This is a genomic window from Shewanella sp. VK101 (genome assembly GCF_056497865.1).
The window spans coordinates 4,378,850-4,395,563 of record NZ_CM151402.1 but is presented as its reverse complement, the minus strand read 5'-3'; the positions used below and the strand labels follow the sequence as shown (position 1 = coordinate 4,395,563).

Sequence of the window (16,714 nt, the reverse complement as noted above, 5' to 3'; positions counted from 1 at the left end):
GGGATTAACCTCAAGACTTAAGCCTGCCGCCTCCGGCAACCGGGGCAAAATCGATTGAGTCATAAACAAGGAGCAGCATGTTGTCATATATTGAACCTGTGTTTCGGCCGCCATCGGAGTGGAAATCTCTCATACTGCAGGTGACCAATGGTTGCAGCTGGAATCGCTGCGCCTTTTGCGACATGTATACCCAGGAGCAGAAGCGTTTCAGGGCGTTCAAGTTGGAAAAGGTGGAAGCAGACCTGCGCCGGGTAGCGGCTTCCGGCGCCGAGGTGAACCGGGTGTTTCTGGCCGATGGAGATGCCATGACCCTGCCGTTTGCCAGGCTGGAACAGATTTGTGAGCTTATTCATCACTACTTGCCCAATGTCAGTCGCATCAGCAGCTATTGTTTGCCGCGCAACCTAGACAACAAGAGTGTGGAGCAGCTACTGCGGTTGCGGCAACTCAAGTTGTCCTTGCTGTATGTCGGTTGCGAGAGTGGTGATGATCAGGTGCTGACCCGTATCGGCAAGGGTGAGAGTTACGCCTCCTCGCTGGCGGCGCTGGAGAAAATTCGTGCCGCCGGAATAAAGTCATCTGTGATGATACTCAATGGTCTGGGTGGCGTGGATTTATCGAAGCAACACGCACTTAATTCGGCGCGACTGATGAATGCGGCGCAGCCGGATTATCTCAGCACCCTGGTGGTGACTCTGCCACTTGGCAAGGAAAGAATGGATAGTGCGTTTGATGGCAACTTTCAAATGCCGGACCAAAGACAACTGTTGCAGGAGATGCGTTATTTGCTGCAGGAGTTGGAGTTAGAGCAGACCATTTTCCGCTCGGATCATGCTTCCAATTATTTGGTGTTGAAAGGCATACTTGGGCGGGACAAGGCCAGGTTGTTGGCGACGGTTGAGGAGGCGCTCGCAGGACGCTTCGCCCTGCGAGCCGAGTGGCAAAGAGGCTTGTGATCAGTCCTCTTGCCGCTCAGTGATCCTTATGTCCCGTGCCGGACAGGGGATCTGGATCCCTGCTTGTTGCAGACCTTGCCAAATTTGCAGATTTATTTGGTATTTGTCCTGGAAATAGCTGGCAGTTGGGACCCAATAGCGCACACCTATATCTATGCCTGTGCTGTTGAAACCATTGATACCCACCTGTGATGGGGAGTTGGCATCGACACTGGGATGGCTGCCGAGCACCGCCTGGGCTACGGCTATCGCCTGCTGGGGATCGGCTTTATAGTCGATATTGAAGTGGGTTTCTACCAATTTGTTGGCAAAGGAGTTGTGCAGTATCTCGCCGATAATGTGTTTGTTGGGAATACTGATCTGCTCGCCCTCCTCGTTGGTGAGTATGGTCAGCCCCAGGCGAATATCCTTGACAAGGCCTGTGACGCCTTTGACCGTAATGGTATTGCCCACGATAAAGGGACGGGTGACAATAATGGTCACCCCGGCGGCATAGTTGGACAACATGCCCTGAATCGCCAAACCGGCGCCCAGTGACGCGGCACCTATGGCTGCCACCATGGGGGTGACGCTGATCCCCAGTTTGCCCAAGGCGATGATGGCAATCATTATGATGATCAGTATCCGCACCAAATGAGTGACAAAAGTGGCCAGAGTGACGTCGACATCGTGTTTTTCCAACTGGCGGCTGACTGTGTTGGCTACCTTGGCGGCCAGCCACAGTCCCAGCAGAAAGATGATCAGTGCTCCCAAGAGTTGGAAGCTGTATTTCACCAAAAACTCGGTTATCAGATCATAGACATTTTGCAGCTGTGCCAACTCCAGCTCCAACCCGGTATTCTTCATTGCTTGGCTCCTTTCCTGAAATGCCGCAAGATATGGAAACAATATTCCTGAGTCATGTCACTCACTTGTATTCAATAACAGGGTATTCTGCCTCTTTGTTGTGGCAAATTAAAAGGGAACTATATGAGGTCTTTTGCAATACTGCTCTCTCTGTGTCTGACCATGCTGGCCAGCCCTATGATCCAGGCTTCCGAATATGCCGTGGGTGACACGCTGAAACCGATTTCACTGCAGGATCAGCATGAAGCCGCCATGGTGTTGGACACTTCAGCCAAGTATCTATTGTTTGGCCGCAGCATGAAAGGTGGTGAGATCATCAAAACCGCACTCGAAGGCCGCGATAACCAGGCGTTGCAGCAGGCGGGTATCTTTTATCTGGCCGATATCAGCGGTATGCCATCCTTGATTGCTAAATTTGTTGCCATCCCACAGATGCGGGATCTGAGTTTCAGTATTGCCCTGGACAAAGAGGGTGAGATCAGCAAATTACTGCCCGCCGCCAAGGATGCCGCCAGCCTGATCTCTCTGGACCAGTTGACCATCACCAAACTGCAATACTTTGATGACGCCGAAGCCCTGAAGCAGGCTCTCAAAGACGCCGGGCTGCAAGACTGAGCCCTTCGCAGCTCAAGCCTCAGCCGAGCTGCAGACTCAACATACTGATAGCCCCCATCTCCAGGCTGTTGTTGAACAGCAGCCTGCGCTCTCTGGGGAAGGCGCTTCCCAACAAATAAAACAGTGGCTGCAGATGCTCATCTGTTGGATGACACAGCTCGGCAGTGCCGGTATCGACCAAATTTTTGTAGTCCAGCAGCGCCTGATCATCTTCAGCTATTAAACCCTCGGCAATCGCCTGATTAAACCGGGATGCCCAAGGCAATGGTGGGCTGCCTGGTGCCAAGGCGCGCAGATTGTGGACCACATTGCCTGAACCTATGATCAGTACGCCTTGCTCGCGCCAGCGCCTTAACTCGCGTCCAACCTGGAACTGCTGCTGCGCTCTGAGGTTTTGATCCAGACTCAATTGAAATACCGGAATATCGGCCTCGGGATAAAGGTGAACCAAGGCCGACCAACTGCCATGGTCCAACCCTTGCGAGTCGATACGAGTGACAGGAATGCTCAGACTGGCAGCAATTTGCTCCGCCAACTCCGGCGCGCCGGCGGTCGGGTACTGCATGGCAAAGAGCTCGGCGGGAAAACCGCCGAAATCATGTATGGTTTGCGGCCGACTTGCAGTGGAAATTGCGGTGCCCAGTGTCAGCCAATGGGCCGAAATTAACAATATCGCTCTGGGCCTGGGGAGTGTTTGTCCCAGCTCTTGCCACTGCTTTGTGGTGGTGTTGTTTTGCAAGGCGTTCATCGGGCTGCCATGGCCCAGAAACAGCGCCGGCATTATCTGTGTCGCGGACATAGAGTCTCCAAATCAGCGGTAGGATGCAGTATGCAGTTCCTGACATATCTGCATTCAGCTTACCCGGATGCTCGATTGAAAATAATCGCAAAATACTCGCCATACTCTTCCATTAAATCGAATATCCCCTGCTCTCTTGCTTGCCGCTATGCTTTAGGGAAGGTGCAAATAAGTCCTCGTGGCACTCTGGCTTGCACAGCAATTGGCGTTCAAGGCATCTGACTGAAGGCATGCCGGGACCTGTCGAAGTCGGATAACGCTGAGAGCCGGTTGCTGTGAAAGCCCCGAAGGGCGTGGCTTACAGGCCTGCCTGCTGTGTTGTGCTTCTTGCAAAGGGCTAGGGCCATTTGCTGCGAACCACGCCTTGCATCCAGGCCCGTAAGCCGACGCAGAGCACACATGGGACTTGTTCGCACCTTCCTTAGGTAGTTCCTGTAGCCGTTTGCTTTGAAGCGCCTTCAAGCGAGCAGCAATCATGGTTTGTATTTGAGGGTGAAAGTAGTAATTGCATGATTCTTAATGCTTTTATTTTGTAGTCGCTGCGACTTGGATTTTTGGAATAAAAAATCGATTTTAATGTATAAAAATTCATTGCGTGAGGGGCGGAAATAGCGTTTACTGCGCTGGATTTTAACCCGCTTCGGCGAGGCTGTTCGCCGCACTTGAATGTCGAGGAGACACAGGGCCAATGAGCCAATTTCAATCTATTGATGTTGCTGATTACTATGACAATGAAACCTTTGAGCGTATCAAAGCTTTTGCCAGTGATAAGGTGACACCTTTTGTGGTGATAGATACCAAGATCATCGCGAAACAGTATGATGATATGGTGCAGAGCTTTCCCTTTGCCAGCGTTTATTATGCAGTGAAGGCCAACCCTGCACCTGAGATCCTCAGCTTGCTGCGAGATAAGGGGGCCAATTTTGACATAGCTTCCATCTATGAGCTGGATATGGTGATGGAGTTGGGTGTTTCCCCTGAGCGGATAAGCTATGGCAATACCATTAAAAAACGCAGGGGTGTCAGAGCCTTCTACCAGCGTGGCGTGACTATGTTTGCCTCCGACTCAGAGGCCGATCTGCGGATGATTGCCGAAGAAGCCCCTGGGGCCAAGGTCTATGTGCGGATCCTTACCGAAGGTACAGAAACCGCCGATTGGCCGTTGTCGCGTAAGTTCGGCTGTCAGAACGAGATGGCCTATGAGCTTTTGGTGCTGGCCAAGGAGTTGGGGTTAAAGCCCTACGGCTTGTCGTTCCACGTGGGTTCACAGCAGCGGGACATAGGGGCTTGGGATGCGGCAATCGGTAAGGTTAAGGTGATCTTTGACAGGCTCAAAGAGGAACATGGCATAGTGCTGGAGATGATCAATATGGGCGGCGGCTTTCCGGCCAACTATATCGACAAGACCAATAGTCTCACCACTTACGCCGAGCAGATCATTCACTTCCTCAAAGAGGATTTTGGTGAGCAGTTGCCCAAGATAGTGCTGGAACCCGGGCGCTCCTTGATTGCCAATGCCGGTGTGCTGGTCTCTGAGGTGGTATTGATCAGCCGCAAGTCCAACACGGCACTGGAGCGCTGGGTATTTACCGATGTCGGTAAGTTTTCCGGGTTGATTGAGACTATGGACGAAGCGATTAAGTTTCCGATTTACACTGAGGCTCAAGGGGAGCTGCAACCTTGCGTCATTGCCGGGCCTACCTGTGATAGCGCCGATATTATGTATGAACAGTACAGTTACGGTTTGCCAGAGGATCTGGCCATAGGTGACAGGCTCTATTGGTTGACCACAGGCGCTTATACCACCACATATTCGGCGGTGTGCTTCAATGGTTTCCCACCCTTGCAAGACTACTATTTGTAATCTCGGCCAAGAGTGAGGTTTTTGCTGAGATTGATTTCAACAGGGCGCCAAGTGGCGCCCTGTCTGTTTTGGATTAACCGTTAGCTTTGAGAATGTCGTAAAGCTGTTCTTTCAGCTCCAGTTTGCGCTTTTTCATCTCTTTGACTTCTTGGGTATATTCACTGGAAAGCTGCTGCTCCTTATTCTTTATCTCTTTATCCAGCAGATTGTGTTCATCAAAAAGCTTCTGAAAATGGCTATCGCTGCTCTTGAGATTGGTGATCAGATCGCGGTATTCCGGAAACATTGGCGCACTCCTGTTGGCTGGGGGGATTATTGTTAACCCTAACCTGTTTGGGATGACGAATATGTGACCTTGATCAATGGAAAGATTAACCGTTTGGTGGAGGTGAGTGAGGCCTTTTACTGCTATGCTTTCGAACAATCTGTTGTAAAACCAGTCAGACAATCGTAGCAAACTTGGTAACTCTGTTACGGCTAATTATTTAATTATTGCCGTAAAATCTGTGATCAAGTTAATCTTATCCGCTTCCATACTGGGATAGAGTCTCGGTAAGACGAATTTTATAATCAAAATTGAAAGGGGTTTTCACTATGGCTGATGTATTTCACTTGGGTTTGACCAAGCAGATGTTGGATGGCGCCACACTGGCTATCGTGCCTGGCGATCCTGAACGAGTTAAACGTATCGCTGAACTGATGGACAAGCCGACTTTCCTGGCCAGCCATCGTGAGTACACCAGCTATCTGGCTTATCTTGATGGTAAGCCGGTAGTGATTTGCTCTACCGGTATCGGTGGTCCTTCGACTTCCATCGCGGTGGAAGAATTGGCGCAACTGGGAGTTAATACTTTCCTGCGTGTCGGTACCACAGGTGCAATTCAGCCTCACGTGAATGTGGGTGATGTGATTGTGACTCAGGCTTCTGTACGTCTCGATGGTGCCAGTTTGCACTTTGCGCCAATGGAGTTCCCTGCGGTGGCTAACTTCGAATGTACCACTGCCATGGTTGCCGCCTGTCGTGATGCCGGTATTGAACCACACATTGGGGTTACTGCATCATCTGATACCTTCTACCCGGGTCAGGAACGCTATGATACCGTTAGCGGCCGGGTAACCCGCCGTTTTGCCGGTTCAATGAAAGAGTGGCAGGAAATGGGCGTACTCAATTATGAAATGGAGTCTGCGACTCTGTTCACCATGTGTGCCTCTCAAGGCTGGCGCGCCGCTTGTGTCGCCGGTGTGATTGTCAACCGTACCCAGCAAGAGATCCCCAATGAGGCAACCATGAAACAAACTGAAGTCAGTGCGGTTTCCATTGTGGTCAACGCCGCCAGAAAACTGCTGGCCTGATTAGGTAAAAAATGGAAAAGGCGCTCACTGAGCGCCTTTTTAATGAACCATGACCCGGCTCAGAAATGATATTGAGCTATCACCGAATAGGTGTTCTGGTCGACACCGTCCACACCATACTTGTTCTGCCAGTAATCATACTCGATACCTACCAGAAACTTATCCTTCTTGGCTTCGCCAAAAAGCACTGCGCCCAGGTCGTATTTGATCTGGGGGTTGATATGGATATTTTCTTTATAGCCGTCTTCTTCGGCGGCAAATACCCAGTCGATAAAGCCATCGAAGACAATCTTGCTGTTGCCCACGGGAATGTCCATGCGGAACACAGGAGTCAACTGCCAGCCATCGCTGATATTGGCGCTGTTTTGGGCATCACGGCGATAGGTGTTCAGCTGGAAATAGGTGAAGTAGGGCAGCTTGAGGTCCATACCTATACCGTAGAGCAGTGTTTCCACCGGGCCCTCGCCCTCTTCGAGTGTCAGCGCCAGTGACAGATCCGTCACTGGGCCAAAGCCCACAGGTTTGCCGAGAATTTTACCGGCGCTGAAGCGAGTAGAGATCTCGCCATAGGTGGTGCTGTCCTTACCGCCATTGTGGCCGTTGAAATTGATAAAGTCTTGAAACACAAACCAATCGCCGTATTTCCAACCGCCGGCGGTTTCCAGGGTAAAAGTGGTTTGCTTATCCGATGGTGCCAGGTCGTAATCCTGGCCATAGAGCGCAGTGATATTGACATCCCACCATTGCACCAGAGGTTCGCTGAATGCTTGAGGTGAGAACAACAGAGCTGCGCACAGGCAGATTTTTTTCATCTTAGAGTATCCCTTTGGTAGAGTCAGAAGCAGTTTGCTGTTGTGCCGGCGGCTATCTGTTGGCAAAACGTTTTACCAAGGCTGAATTCTGTGATTCGATTGCCGGTCAAAAAGCCATGGCAATATAGGGAAAAACGGCGTCGGACTCAAAGCTTTTTTAACCTGTTGAAACGGTCGTTGAATAATGACATTTTTTGATTTAATTCAATTGATTGGAAAGGTAAATCAAATAATTTCCAACAGCTTTGACTCACAAAGATGTAAAGAAAAGTTGAATTTTGTGAGCTGAAAGTCATTTGGTCAGCGAATCCTGAAGGTATCAATTGATTCAAGTTGACATATTATGTCGCCAAGGGATGCAACTGCTGATATAGTGCCAAGATGGGCACTTGATTTCTGGGGGAGGGATATATGGCGTCTTCGGATCCCATGCTTTATTGGGCCTTAATCGGTATAGTGCTGATGCTGGCTGAACTGATACTGCCTGGCGGGATAGTGGTATTTCTCGGTGCAGCCTGTTTATTGGTAGCCGGGGCTACCTGGGTGGGTTTGGTCGAGGGCTGGGCACAAAGCCTGACCCTGTGGTTTATCTCCTCAATCGTTTTGCTGTTGAGCTTCAGGCAACTGACTCAACGTTTGGTGGGAGGCGACTCTCACGTTGGCAATACCGACGAGGAGCTGGATCTGTTTAATCTGCCGGCTCGGGTCAAGGAAACCATTGGGCCGGGTGAAAAAACCGGTCGCATCGAATTTCAGGGGGCGGATTGGCCCGCACTGGGAGACGGCTCGGAGATCCCGGTCGGCACCAGAGTGAAGGTCATCTGTCGCGATAATATTGCTCTGGTAGTGGAACCACTCGACGACTCTGAATAATCAATCAAGCAGGAAGGACTCTATGTTTGCATTTACCATTTTTATACTTTTTGTTCTGTTCATTCTCTATAAGCTGATGTTGATTGTGCCCATGCGTGAGGTGCATGTCATTGAGCGTCTGGGGAAATTCCGTACTGTACTGCAGCCGGGCTTTCACTTTTTAATTCCCTTCTTCGATCGAGTCGCTTATCGACACGATACCCGTGAGCAGGTGCTTGATGTACCGCCGCAGAGCTGTATTTCCAAGGACAATATCCAGCTGGAAGTCGACGGCCTGGTTTATCTCAAGGTGATGGACGGCAAACTGGCCAGCTATGGTATTGAAGACTATCGTCTGGCGGCGGTAAACCTGGCACAAACCACAATGCGTTCCGAGATAGGTAAACTGACTCTGAGCCAGACCTTTTCCGAGCGTGATGCGCTCAACGAGGCGATTGTCCGCGAAATCGACAAGGCGTCCGATCCCTGGGGGATCAAGATGCTCAGATATGAGATCAAAAATATCAGCCCATCCAGGCATGTGATCCACACCCTGGAGAAGCAGATGGAAGCCGAGCGCCGCAAGCGCGCCGAAATCACCCTGGCCAGCGCCGAGAAAGAGGCGATGATCAACCTGTCTCAGGGTGAGCGTCAGGAAGCGATTAACATCTCAGAGGGCCAGAAACAGAAGCGCATCAATGAGGCTCAGGGTACGGCGCAGGAGATTGCGATTGTTGCCAATGCCCAGGCCGAGAGTATGGCCATGGTTGCCAAGGCGCTGGCGGTCAACGGCGGTAATGAGGCGATGAATATGCAGCTGAAGGAACAGTTTATCGAACAGGTCGGTGAGATATTGCAGAAGGCGGATATTTCCGTGGTTCCTACCGAATTGGCAAAGATGGAAGGTTTTTTCGAGGGTATTCAGCAAGTCAGCAATACAGCTGCCGGTAGCAAAGGAGCGCGCAAATGAATCTGGGACAGATAGATACCGATATGATAGTACTGGGGATCTGGGGGCTTATCTTCCTGATCTTTATCATCAAGCTGTTTCAGTCGATTCGCTTGGTGCCAACTAAATCTGCCTATATCGTGGAGCGTTTGGGTAAATACCATATGACTCTGGATGCTGGCTTCCACGCTTTGTTGCCTTTTATCGATAAGGTCGCCTATATCCATGACCTTAAAGAAGAAACCATAGATGTGCCGCCTCAGGAGTGCTTCTCCAGTGACGAGGTGAATGTCGAGGTGGATGGGGTTATCTATATTTCTGTGGTGGATCCGGTCAAGGCCAGCTACGGGGTAACCGATTATCGCTATGCGGCCATTCAACTGGCGCAGACAACCACCCGCTCTGTGATAGGCACTCTGGAGCTGGACCGCACCTTTGAAGAGCGCGACTTGATTAGTGCCAAGGTGGTAGAGGTACTGGATCAGGCCGGCGCCTCCTGGGGTATTCGGGTGCATAGATATGAGATCAAGAATATTACGCCGCCGGAAACCGTGAAAAACGCCATGGAGATGCAGGTCAATGCCGAGCGTGAACGCCGGGCATTGCTGGCCAAGAGTGAAGGTGATAAGCAGAGTAAGATCAATCGTTCCGAGGGTTTGAAGCAGGAGATGATCAACCACTCAGAGGGTGAGATGCAACGCCGAATCAACGAGGCCGAAGGTAAGGCCGAGGAGATACTGGCGATTGCCCGCGCTACTGCAGATTCGATAGAGAAGTTGGCCGAAGTTATCGCTGCGCCCGGTGGCAAAAACGCGCTGCGGATGCAACTGGGTGAGCAGTATCTGGCGCAGCTCAGCGGTCTGAGTAAGCCTGGCAGCAAGATAGTCCTGCCGGGGAATATGGTGGACTTTGAATCCTGGATGGCCTCAATTGGGCTGACGGAAGAGAAGGCCCCTGACGCTTGATAAGCTAGCTGGATCAAAAAAGCCGCTCTTGGAGTAATGCCGTTCACTTAGTGTGAACGGCATTTTTCTTAGGCTTAATGGGATACTTGTTTTTACTCATTTTTAACGCACGTGGATAGGCTCTATCCCGTTTCCCATCAAGCTTGAACTGCCTCGCATTACGCACTATGTCCAAGACCTCTCTCGGAACATTCCCAGGCATTTGAGATGACAGCTGAGTCAGTTTAAAAATGATATAACTCGATGCATCTCTAAAGCTTAATTGGTTCGGATGTAACGACGGTAAGCTCTTAGCCATCAACACCATCTTGTATCTGATGAGGTTATAGGCCAATAGTACCCCCCACAATTCTTGGATAACCAGCTCTGGCAATTGACTGCGTAACGTAAAGCGACTCTCCAGAAGATGCTGCTTCATCTCCCGATAGCCCACTTCTATCTCCCATCGATGGGCATATAAATCCGCTATCTCTGCCCCCGGATAACGCAGGGGGTCTGTTAATGACGTCAAAATGGAAACCGACTTACCTTTTATCGTCTTCGTCAGTAAGCGAGCTTCAATAGTGTCAGGCAGCATAGGCCACTTCTTTCTGGCTTGAGGCGTGGTGGCTAACTGCACCAGTTGGTCGTGTTTTCCTAAAGAGCGTACCACTTCATATTGTGTCCCTTTCTTCAATGGCAGCAGCCAGTGACTGTTCGGTTGAGCCTGCTGCCAGGCGTGCAAAAGTCCCAACGAATAAAAGCCTCTGTCAAACAGCGTCAGACTGTTATTGGGTATACTTGATATCAGTTCAGCGGCTAAATTCATTTCACTGACAGCAATAGAATCAAAGGCACTGTTCAATACCAAGTGGCTGCTTAACTCCATCATGCAAACCATGCGAATTTGAGGATAGGCAGCATCACCAGAAGCGTTGGCGGTTTTGGCGAACACCTGATTGTTTTGCTCACTATCAGGTGTTCGCCATACGATACCATCGACACCGTAGAGGTTGAGCCCACACCAATGCGAATGTTCTGCTCTTTCATGCCAGGTCTTGGCACTTCGCTTAAACACATCCTGAACAACGTCAGAGCCCAATCGCTTACGCGCTTGCGTGACAGCACTGCGCGCAACGTAATCCACCTCTTGCGGTAAGACGATATCAAGCTTATTGATGAGTGAACGGACGGACTCGCCTCTGAACAGAGCCATACCAATCACCGCCCAAATCATGGCATCCATAGGTAACTTACGTCGTCTTAAACTGGCAACACCATGTGAATCAAGGCACGACTGAATTAACTCAGGCTCAAGTACATCGGCCAGACAGGTGAATTCGGTAAGACGATTGATATGAGTACGCGCCAAAGCTTCTGAAAGTTGCATAAAAAAATCCGATGACATGGGGTCATCGGATTTTGATCCTTTCAGTGAGATCGTCAAGCGATCTGTCTTAACTGATCGGCATTACGCATTGCGGGCTTTTTTATTGCTTTTTCAGTAATGGCTGGCCTGCTCGGGTGGTGAAAACTTGTATCCCACACCCCATACAGTGGTCACTATGGGCTCACTCTTGGGACATGCGGCCAATTTGGTGCGCAGGCGGTTGATATGGCTGTTGACCGTGTGTTCGTAGCCCGCATAGTTTGACCCCCAAACGCCTTGCAATAGTTGCATCCGGCTGAATACCTGTCTCGGCCGCTTGGCCATAAACAGCAAGAGATCAAACTCTCTGGCGGTTAACTGCAGTGGCCGGCCAAAGGCCTTGACCTCGCGGGTAGCACTATTGATGCTGAGGCCGTTGAATTCGAGTTGCTGACCCGGCAGCTTGATGTATTCGCCCCGTCTGAGCCAGGCCCTGATCCGGGCACGTATCTCCAAAGTGCCACAGCTTTGAAGCAGGTAGTCATCGGCACCGGCCTCAAGAGCCAGAACCACATCGGCCTCGTTGTCGGACTCCCCCAGAAGCAGTAGCGGCAGATTCGGATACTCTTGCCTGAGCATCTGACAACGGCCGAGCATGTCACCGTCAGGCAGTTGGCGTGTCATGATCAACAGGGCCAGAGGTTTACTCGCCAGCAGTCTTCTGGCCTGTTGAAAACTCGTCGCTTGCCATAGCTGGCAGCCCAGAGTCTCGAGATTGAGGCGTTGGATATCGGCCAGGCTCTGATCATGGACAAGCAGCAGGATCTGCGGTGTGCTGGAAGGGATCATCTTGGGCTCCGAATCAACTCTGGGTATTGGAGTTGACCCGGCGCCGCGGGGTTTTCTTTCTGGCTCTTATCTTGGGAGCAAAGCGCTGAAGACTAGGACTTACGGTAGATCACTATCTTGAGCACCGGATTATCGAACCTGTGCGAGGGCGCCAAGACCGAGTCGACCAGACCGTCATCGGCCGAGATAACCCCAGGATGGAGATGTACTCTATCGACATCATCCCTGGCACTGTTAAAGCCTTCACCGCCATCGGCCGGGCCGGGAATACTGCCTTTGGTTTCTGAGTTGGCTTCGGTGCCGGCATCATAGGCGGGAGCAAGCAGTTGCAAGCTCTCATTGGCTGCCAGGTTACTCAGGTCTACTTGCTGAATGCCACTGAAAGCGTCATTGGTATTCACCAGCATAGTGACCAGGGCCAAGGTCATATTCTCTTCTGAGGTCAGGTTCAGGCTGAAGTCCTGGGTCATCCCGGGGGCCAGCGGAGCTTCGGCGCTCATCAGTGTGTGGACTCCGCTGATATTGGCCAACTCGCTGTTGTCGCCACCTTCTGCGAGTCGCTCGAGTGCCAGGCTTGCCGGCGAGCCGTTTTGCCAGAGTTGCAGCTCTTTGTCGGTAGTCAACAGGGCGATAGGTGATAGAGGTTGGTTAGCGGTTAGGTTGGTCACCCGGATATCGAATTTGCTGGTAGCAGGCTCAGGTTCCGGTGGCTGGGGCTGCGTGCCGGGATGGTCATTGTCCGAGCAGGCTGTCAGCATTACCAGTGCCAGTATCAGCACCAAGGACAGGGCAAAGACTCGGGCCTGAGTCGGTTCTCTAGGGCTTGTAGTGTTCATCTGCCGCTCCTTTAGTTGACGGTAACGATCAAGGCGGCAACCGGGTTCAGCCAGCGATGGATACGGCTGTCGACATCGCTGATGCCGCCATTGGGATCTGTATCCCCGAGTAGTCCCGGGTGGATATGCACCCTGTCATTGCTTGAGTCGTCCATCACGCCGGTGCCGTTCTGGCCGCCCATACCATCGGGCGCCGCCGGAATACCGGGAACTCCAGGCGCGCCGCCACCGGTAATCTGCTCGTCGTTGGCTTCTGTCCCGGCATCGTAGGCATTGAGATAGAGGGTATAGCTGCCCGGAGTGCTGGGTATTTCCCAACCGTCCAAGCCGACAAAGGCATCATTGGTGGGCAGCAGCATGGCCACCAGACTCAGATGGGTCAGGGCGCCACTATCCAGCATTACCTTTTCAACCTTGGCGCCAGGGGCCAGTAAGCCGGCGGCTGGGTTGGCCACAATCACGCCGTTGTTGGCTGTGACTGCCAGTTGCAGTTCGCTGATATCTCCGCCTTCGGCCATCTTCTGCAGGGCAGAGCTTGCGGGCTCTCCGGCTTGAAACAGGTGACTGTTGCCGTCATGGGCGGCGATAAGCAAGGGGGTAAAGTGGTTGCCATGGGTCAGGTTGTTGATACTTATCTCCAACTGGGCGGCTTGGGATAACTGGCTCAGTGGCAGTGTGCTCAACAGCAGTGGCAGTAGTAACTTGGGTTTCATCGGCTTACTCCTTCTTATGGGGATAAGTCCAGTGTTTACCCTGGAGTTCACCTCAAGGTCGCCGGTTTATCACGAAAGCTTCACTTTTTCGGGGCGGGGAATGGCTAATCTGCGGCGATTGGGATTTTCAATTTTGCAAATTGTGCTCAAAAGCACATACCTAACCGCCTTTTACTGCGCCAAATCAACACAATTGGATAACAGTCAGGGCAAGCTGGTGCAGTTTGTCGCGGGCAAAGTGGCGGCAAACGGGCAATGACGCCAGTCAAGAGTTTTAACCGGACGTTAAATGAGGTATGTTGCCTGCCGGAGTCCGGCCATTCTTGGTATCCGGTAACAATCAGCCGTGGTTTAAGATGCACATTGGCAAAAAAATAGGCGTATTTATCCTGGGGTTTTGTATTCCTGCCCTGCTTGCAGTCGCCTACAGTTTGAATTTTTGGTTTGAATACAGTCTGGGTCAGTTCCGGCAGCAAACGCTGGAGCATGAGTATGTCGGAATTGAGCAGCAGTTTACCCGTGAGTCCCGGCGCCTGTTACAACTGGCGCGCCTCTATGTTCCCATTCTTCAAACGCCGGGCGAGTCGCTGCTGAAAGGTTGGCTGGAGGGGTTGCAGTCTTCCAATATCAGTTTGTTTCATCTGCATCAGGGTAAGGTGACGGCGCTGGCAGACGGCAAGACCCGGGTGTCCGGGCAGATAATCCCTCCAGCCGGACTCTTCTCCACCCTGGACAAGGAAGCCTTTGGCGCCGTGATAGTCAATGAGCAACCTTTGCAGCTGGGGTTCTATCGTTTCGATGATGACGAGGCTCTGATAGTCACTCGTTTACTGACCCCTGCGCACCTGCAGAGCCTGGGACAGGCTGACCTTATCCATTCCGTGGCGCTGGCACCGCTGCAACAGCAGGTGAGCCCGGGGCAACATCTTAAGCTGGCCAGTCAAATCCAAGTGCCCACCCTTATTGGGCCTGTGCTGGCGCTGCAGGTTAAACAACAAAGAGACGCCTTCGAGCGGCTGGAATGGCAAAGCCTGTTGGTTGTCATGCTGCTGTTGCTAGGCGGCATGCTGATGGTGGCCGCCGGTTATCTCTGGCTGCGACGCGGCTTGCTGAAACCTTTCGACCGTTTGATGACAGAGCTGAAGGAGATAGATCCCAGCGCCAGACGCTATACCCATGTCAGCGGCAGCGGCGGCGCCGAGTTCAAGGTGTTGGCCGACAGGATCAACAACCTGTTGCTGCGGATTTTTCAGCAGAAAGAGCGTTCCCGAATCACCCTGGAATCCATTGCCGAAGCCGTGATCCTCACCAACAATAAGGCCAGGGTGATCTATCTCAATCCTCAGGCGGAATCCCTGCTCGGGCTGCGCAGTCAACAGGCTTTGGGGCGGACTCTGGATACCCTGCTCAAGAGCGATAATCAACTGGACGAAGAACTGCTCAACTTTATGTCCAGCGGCAGCCGGGTTCCCGAATACAGCAAGGTCACTCTGCAGATGCAGCAGCCGAGAATCATGGAGCGGGCGGTCAGCAACCTCTGCAATCACAAGGGCCAGGTGATAGGCGTGGTGACTGTGCTGCGGGACATTACCCAGGAGGAAACCCTCAAACAGCAACTGAGGTTGAAGGCCAGTGTCGATGGTATTACCGGACTTTACAACCGCAGCGCCTTTGAAGAGCGGCTGCCGGGATACGCCGAAGGCGCCGAGACCCTGGCACTCTGTTATCTGGATCTGGAGCAGTTCAAGCTTATCAATGACAACTGCGGCCATGACGCCGGCGATCAGATGCTGGTCATGGTTGCCAGAGCCATAGAGTCCTGTCTGCAGGGTGACGAGATGTTGGCCAGACTCGGTGGTGATGAATTTGGCTTGGCTATCCGTAACCGCAGTGCTCTGGAAGTTGCCAGGTTCTTAAAGCAGGTGGTGAGGCAGGTTTGTCTGCAGATCTTGCCCTGTGGCGGCGCCCATTACCGAGTCGGGGTCAGCTGTGGCGTGGCCTTCCATAGAGGCCCTTGCTCTGCGCCCGCCGAGCTGCTCAAGGATGCCGATATCGCTTGTCTGGCGGCCAAGCGCAAGGGCAGTAGTCAAATTCACTTCTTCGATGATCGCAACAAAGAACTGGCCAATGAACGCAATGCCCCCAAGTGGGCTGTGCGTATTGCCAGAGCCATAGAGGATAAAGAGCTGCTGCTCTATTTCCAGCCGATTAAAGGACTCAACGGCTGCTGTCGCCGTCAAAGGCTGGAGATCTTGCTGCGGATCCGCGACAACAGTGGTCGTATTCTGCCTCCGGCACAGTTTATTGCGGCGGCGGAGCGTTTCAAGTTGATGCCGGAAGTCGATAGGGAAGTGATCCGCAAGGCGTTCCTCTGGCTATCCGAGCATCCTCAGCTATGGCCGGAGATCTGTATCTCCATCAACCTTTCGGGAAACAGCCTGGGCAGTGAAGGTATGCTGGATTACATCGCCGAGATGCAGGGGCGCTATGGCATTCCCAGCTCCTGTGTCTGCTTTGAGATTACAGAGACCAGTGCTATTCAGAACCGAACCCGGGCGATGGAGATGCTCAACCAATTGCGCCGCTTGGGATTTGCCTTTGCTCTGGACGACTTTGGCAGTGGCTTTGCCTCATACGGCTACCTGCGGGAGCTGCCGGTGGATTATGTGAAGATAGATGGCTGCTTTGTCCGGCATCTGGCGACCAATGCCAGGGACTATGCGATAGTCAAATCGATTCACGATGTGTGCCGGGTCATGGGCATAGAGACAGTGGCTGAGTTTGTCGAAAACCAGGAGATCATGGATAAGCTGCTGGAGATAGGGGTCGACTATGCCCAGGGGTACGCCATAGGGCGTCCCAAACCTCTGGAGCAGTTTTTACAATGGGAGAAGCGCCATGAGCGCCGGCAGCAGGGATTGCACTTGCAGGAGGAGTATGCGAGCTTAGCCTGATAA

At 52.2% G+C, this 16,714-nt stretch carries 17 protein-coding genes; 9 read left to right on the top strand and 8 right to left on the bottom strand.

The features are described from left to right. Positions 1–77: 77 nt before the first annotated feature. A complete protein-coding gene (locus ACSHSR_RS19595; protein ID WP_129979901.1) occupies positions 78–956 on the top strand; it encodes a radical SAM protein in 879 nt (292 codons plus the stop codon). Here ACSHSR_RS19595 and ACSHSR_RS19590 read toward each other — a convergent pair whose 3' ends face one another. Then, positions 957–1,802, bottom strand: coding sequence for a mechanosensitive ion channel family protein (locus ACSHSR_RS19590; protein ID WP_479631056.1), 846 nt, complete (start codon positions 1,800–1,802; stop codon positions 957–959). A gap of 123 nt (positions 1,803–1,925) precedes the next feature. On the opposite strand from ACSHSR_RS19590, the gene ACSHSR_RS19585 reads away from it, so the two are divergent. Further along, the gene (locus ACSHSR_RS19585) at positions 1,926–2,417 is read left to right on the top strand and encodes a hypothetical protein (protein WP_037437423.1); all 492 of its coding nucleotides are present in this window, start codon (positions 1,926–1,928) and stop codon (positions 2,415–2,417) included. Between the two features lie 19 nt (positions 2,418–2,436). Here the strand turns inward: ACSHSR_RS19585 and ygiD are convergent, their stop codons facing one another. Beyond that, a complete protein-coding gene (ygiD, locus tag ACSHSR_RS19580) occupies positions 2,437–3,216 on the bottom strand; it encodes a 4,5-DOPA-extradiol-dioxygenase (RefSeq protein ID WP_479631055.1) in 780 nt (259 codons plus the stop codon). 688 nt (positions 3,217–3,904) lie between these two features. On the opposite strand from ygiD, the gene ACSHSR_RS19575 reads away from it, so the two are divergent. Then, positions 3,905–5,080, top strand: a complete 1,176-nt coding sequence (locus ACSHSR_RS19575) for a type III PLP-dependent enzyme (RefSeq protein WP_479631054.1) — start codon at positions 3,905–3,907, stop codon at positions 5,078–5,080. Between the two features lie 73 nt (positions 5,081–5,153). Here ACSHSR_RS19575 and ACSHSR_RS19570 read toward each other — a convergent pair whose 3' ends face one another. After that, complete coding sequence (locus tag ACSHSR_RS19570) at positions 5,154–5,366, bottom strand: HP1242/YdcH family protein (RefSeq protein WP_025011556.1); 213 nt, start codon at positions 5,364–5,366, stop codon at positions 5,154–5,156. 308 nt (positions 5,367–5,674) lie between these two features. Here ACSHSR_RS19570 and udp point away from each other — a divergent pair, with 308 nt between their 5' ends. Further along, the gene (gene udp, locus ACSHSR_RS19565; protein ID WP_025011557.1) at positions 5,675–6,433 is read left to right on the top strand and encodes a uridine phosphorylase; all 759 of its coding nucleotides are present in this window, start codon (positions 5,675–5,677) and stop codon (positions 6,431–6,433) included. Positions 6,434–6,492: 59 nt separating this feature from the next. Here udp and ACSHSR_RS19560 read toward each other — a convergent pair whose 3' ends face one another. Beyond that, positions 6,493–7,245, bottom strand: a complete 753-nt coding sequence (locus ACSHSR_RS19560; protein WP_208161517.1) for an outer membrane protein OmpK — start codon at positions 7,243–7,245, stop codon at positions 6,493–6,495. A 411-nt stretch (positions 7,246–7,656) separates the two neighbouring features. Between ACSHSR_RS19560 and ACSHSR_RS19555 the strand changes: the two genes are divergently transcribed. From ACSHSR_RS19555 to ACSHSR_RS19545, 3 genes are read left to right on the top strand one after another with little or no spacing between them, the layout of a single operon-like run. Beyond that, a complete protein-coding gene (locus ACSHSR_RS19555; protein ID WP_093981954.1) occupies positions 7,657–8,118 on the top strand; it encodes an NfeD family protein in 462 nt (153 codons plus the stop codon). Between the two features lie 22 nt (positions 8,119–8,140). Further along, positions 8,141–9,067 (top strand): SPFH domain-containing protein, encoded by a 927-nt coding sequence (locus tag ACSHSR_RS19550; RefSeq protein WP_025011560.1) that lies wholly within the window; start codon positions 8,141–8,143, stop codon positions 9,065–9,067. Continuing rightward, complete coding sequence (locus tag ACSHSR_RS19545; protein ID WP_144164033.1) at positions 9,064–10,011, top strand: SPFH domain-containing protein; 948 nt, start codon at positions 9,064–9,066, stop codon at positions 10,009–10,011. Before ACSHSR_RS19550 ends, ACSHSR_RS19545 begins: the two co-directional genes overlap by 4 nt. A gap of 43 nt (positions 10,012–10,054) precedes the next feature. Here ACSHSR_RS19545 and ACSHSR_RS19540 read toward each other — a convergent pair whose 3' ends face one another. From ACSHSR_RS19540 to ACSHSR_RS19525, 4 genes are all read right to left on the bottom strand, one after another. Further along, positions 10,055–11,380: an IS4 family transposase gene (locus tag ACSHSR_RS19540; protein ID WP_208185183.1), complete on the bottom strand. Its 1,326-nt coding sequence runs from the start codon at positions 11,378–11,380 to the stop codon at positions 10,055–10,057. Positions 11,381–11,491: 111 nt separating this feature from the next. Next, positions 11,492–12,208 carry a response regulator transcription factor gene (locus tag ACSHSR_RS19535; RefSeq protein WP_109247236.1) on the bottom strand — a complete coding sequence of 239 codons (717 nt, stop codon included), beginning with the start codon at positions 12,206–12,208 and terminating at the stop codon, positions 11,492–11,494. Positions 12,209–12,300: 92 nt separating this feature from the next. Continuing rightward, positions 12,301–13,044 carry a spondin domain-containing protein gene (locus ACSHSR_RS19530; RefSeq protein WP_117200248.1) on the bottom strand — a complete coding sequence of 248 codons (744 nt, stop codon included), beginning with the start codon at positions 13,042–13,044 and terminating at the stop codon, positions 12,301–12,303. An 11-nt stretch (positions 13,045–13,055) separates the two neighbouring features. Next, positions 13,056–13,757: a spondin domain-containing protein gene (locus ACSHSR_RS19525; protein WP_144128758.1), complete on the bottom strand. Its 702-nt coding sequence runs from the start codon at positions 13,755–13,757 to the stop codon at positions 13,056–13,058. A gap of 31 nt (positions 13,758–13,788) precedes the next feature. Between ACSHSR_RS19525 and ACSHSR_RS19520 the strand changes: the two genes are divergently transcribed. Together ACSHSR_RS19520 and ACSHSR_RS19515 are read left to right on the top strand one after the other, a co-directional pair. Next, complete coding sequence (locus tag ACSHSR_RS19520; RefSeq protein WP_133087278.1) at positions 13,789–14,016, top strand: hypothetical protein; 228 nt, start codon at positions 13,789–13,791, stop codon at positions 14,014–14,016. Positions 14,017–14,113: 97 nt separating this feature from the next. After that, positions 14,114–16,711 (top strand): putative bifunctional diguanylate cyclase/phosphodiesterase, encoded by a 2,598-nt coding sequence (locus ACSHSR_RS19515; protein ID WP_109247328.1) that lies wholly within the window; start codon positions 14,114–14,116, stop codon positions 16,709–16,711. The last annotated feature ends 3 nt before the right edge of the window (positions 16,712–16,714 follow it).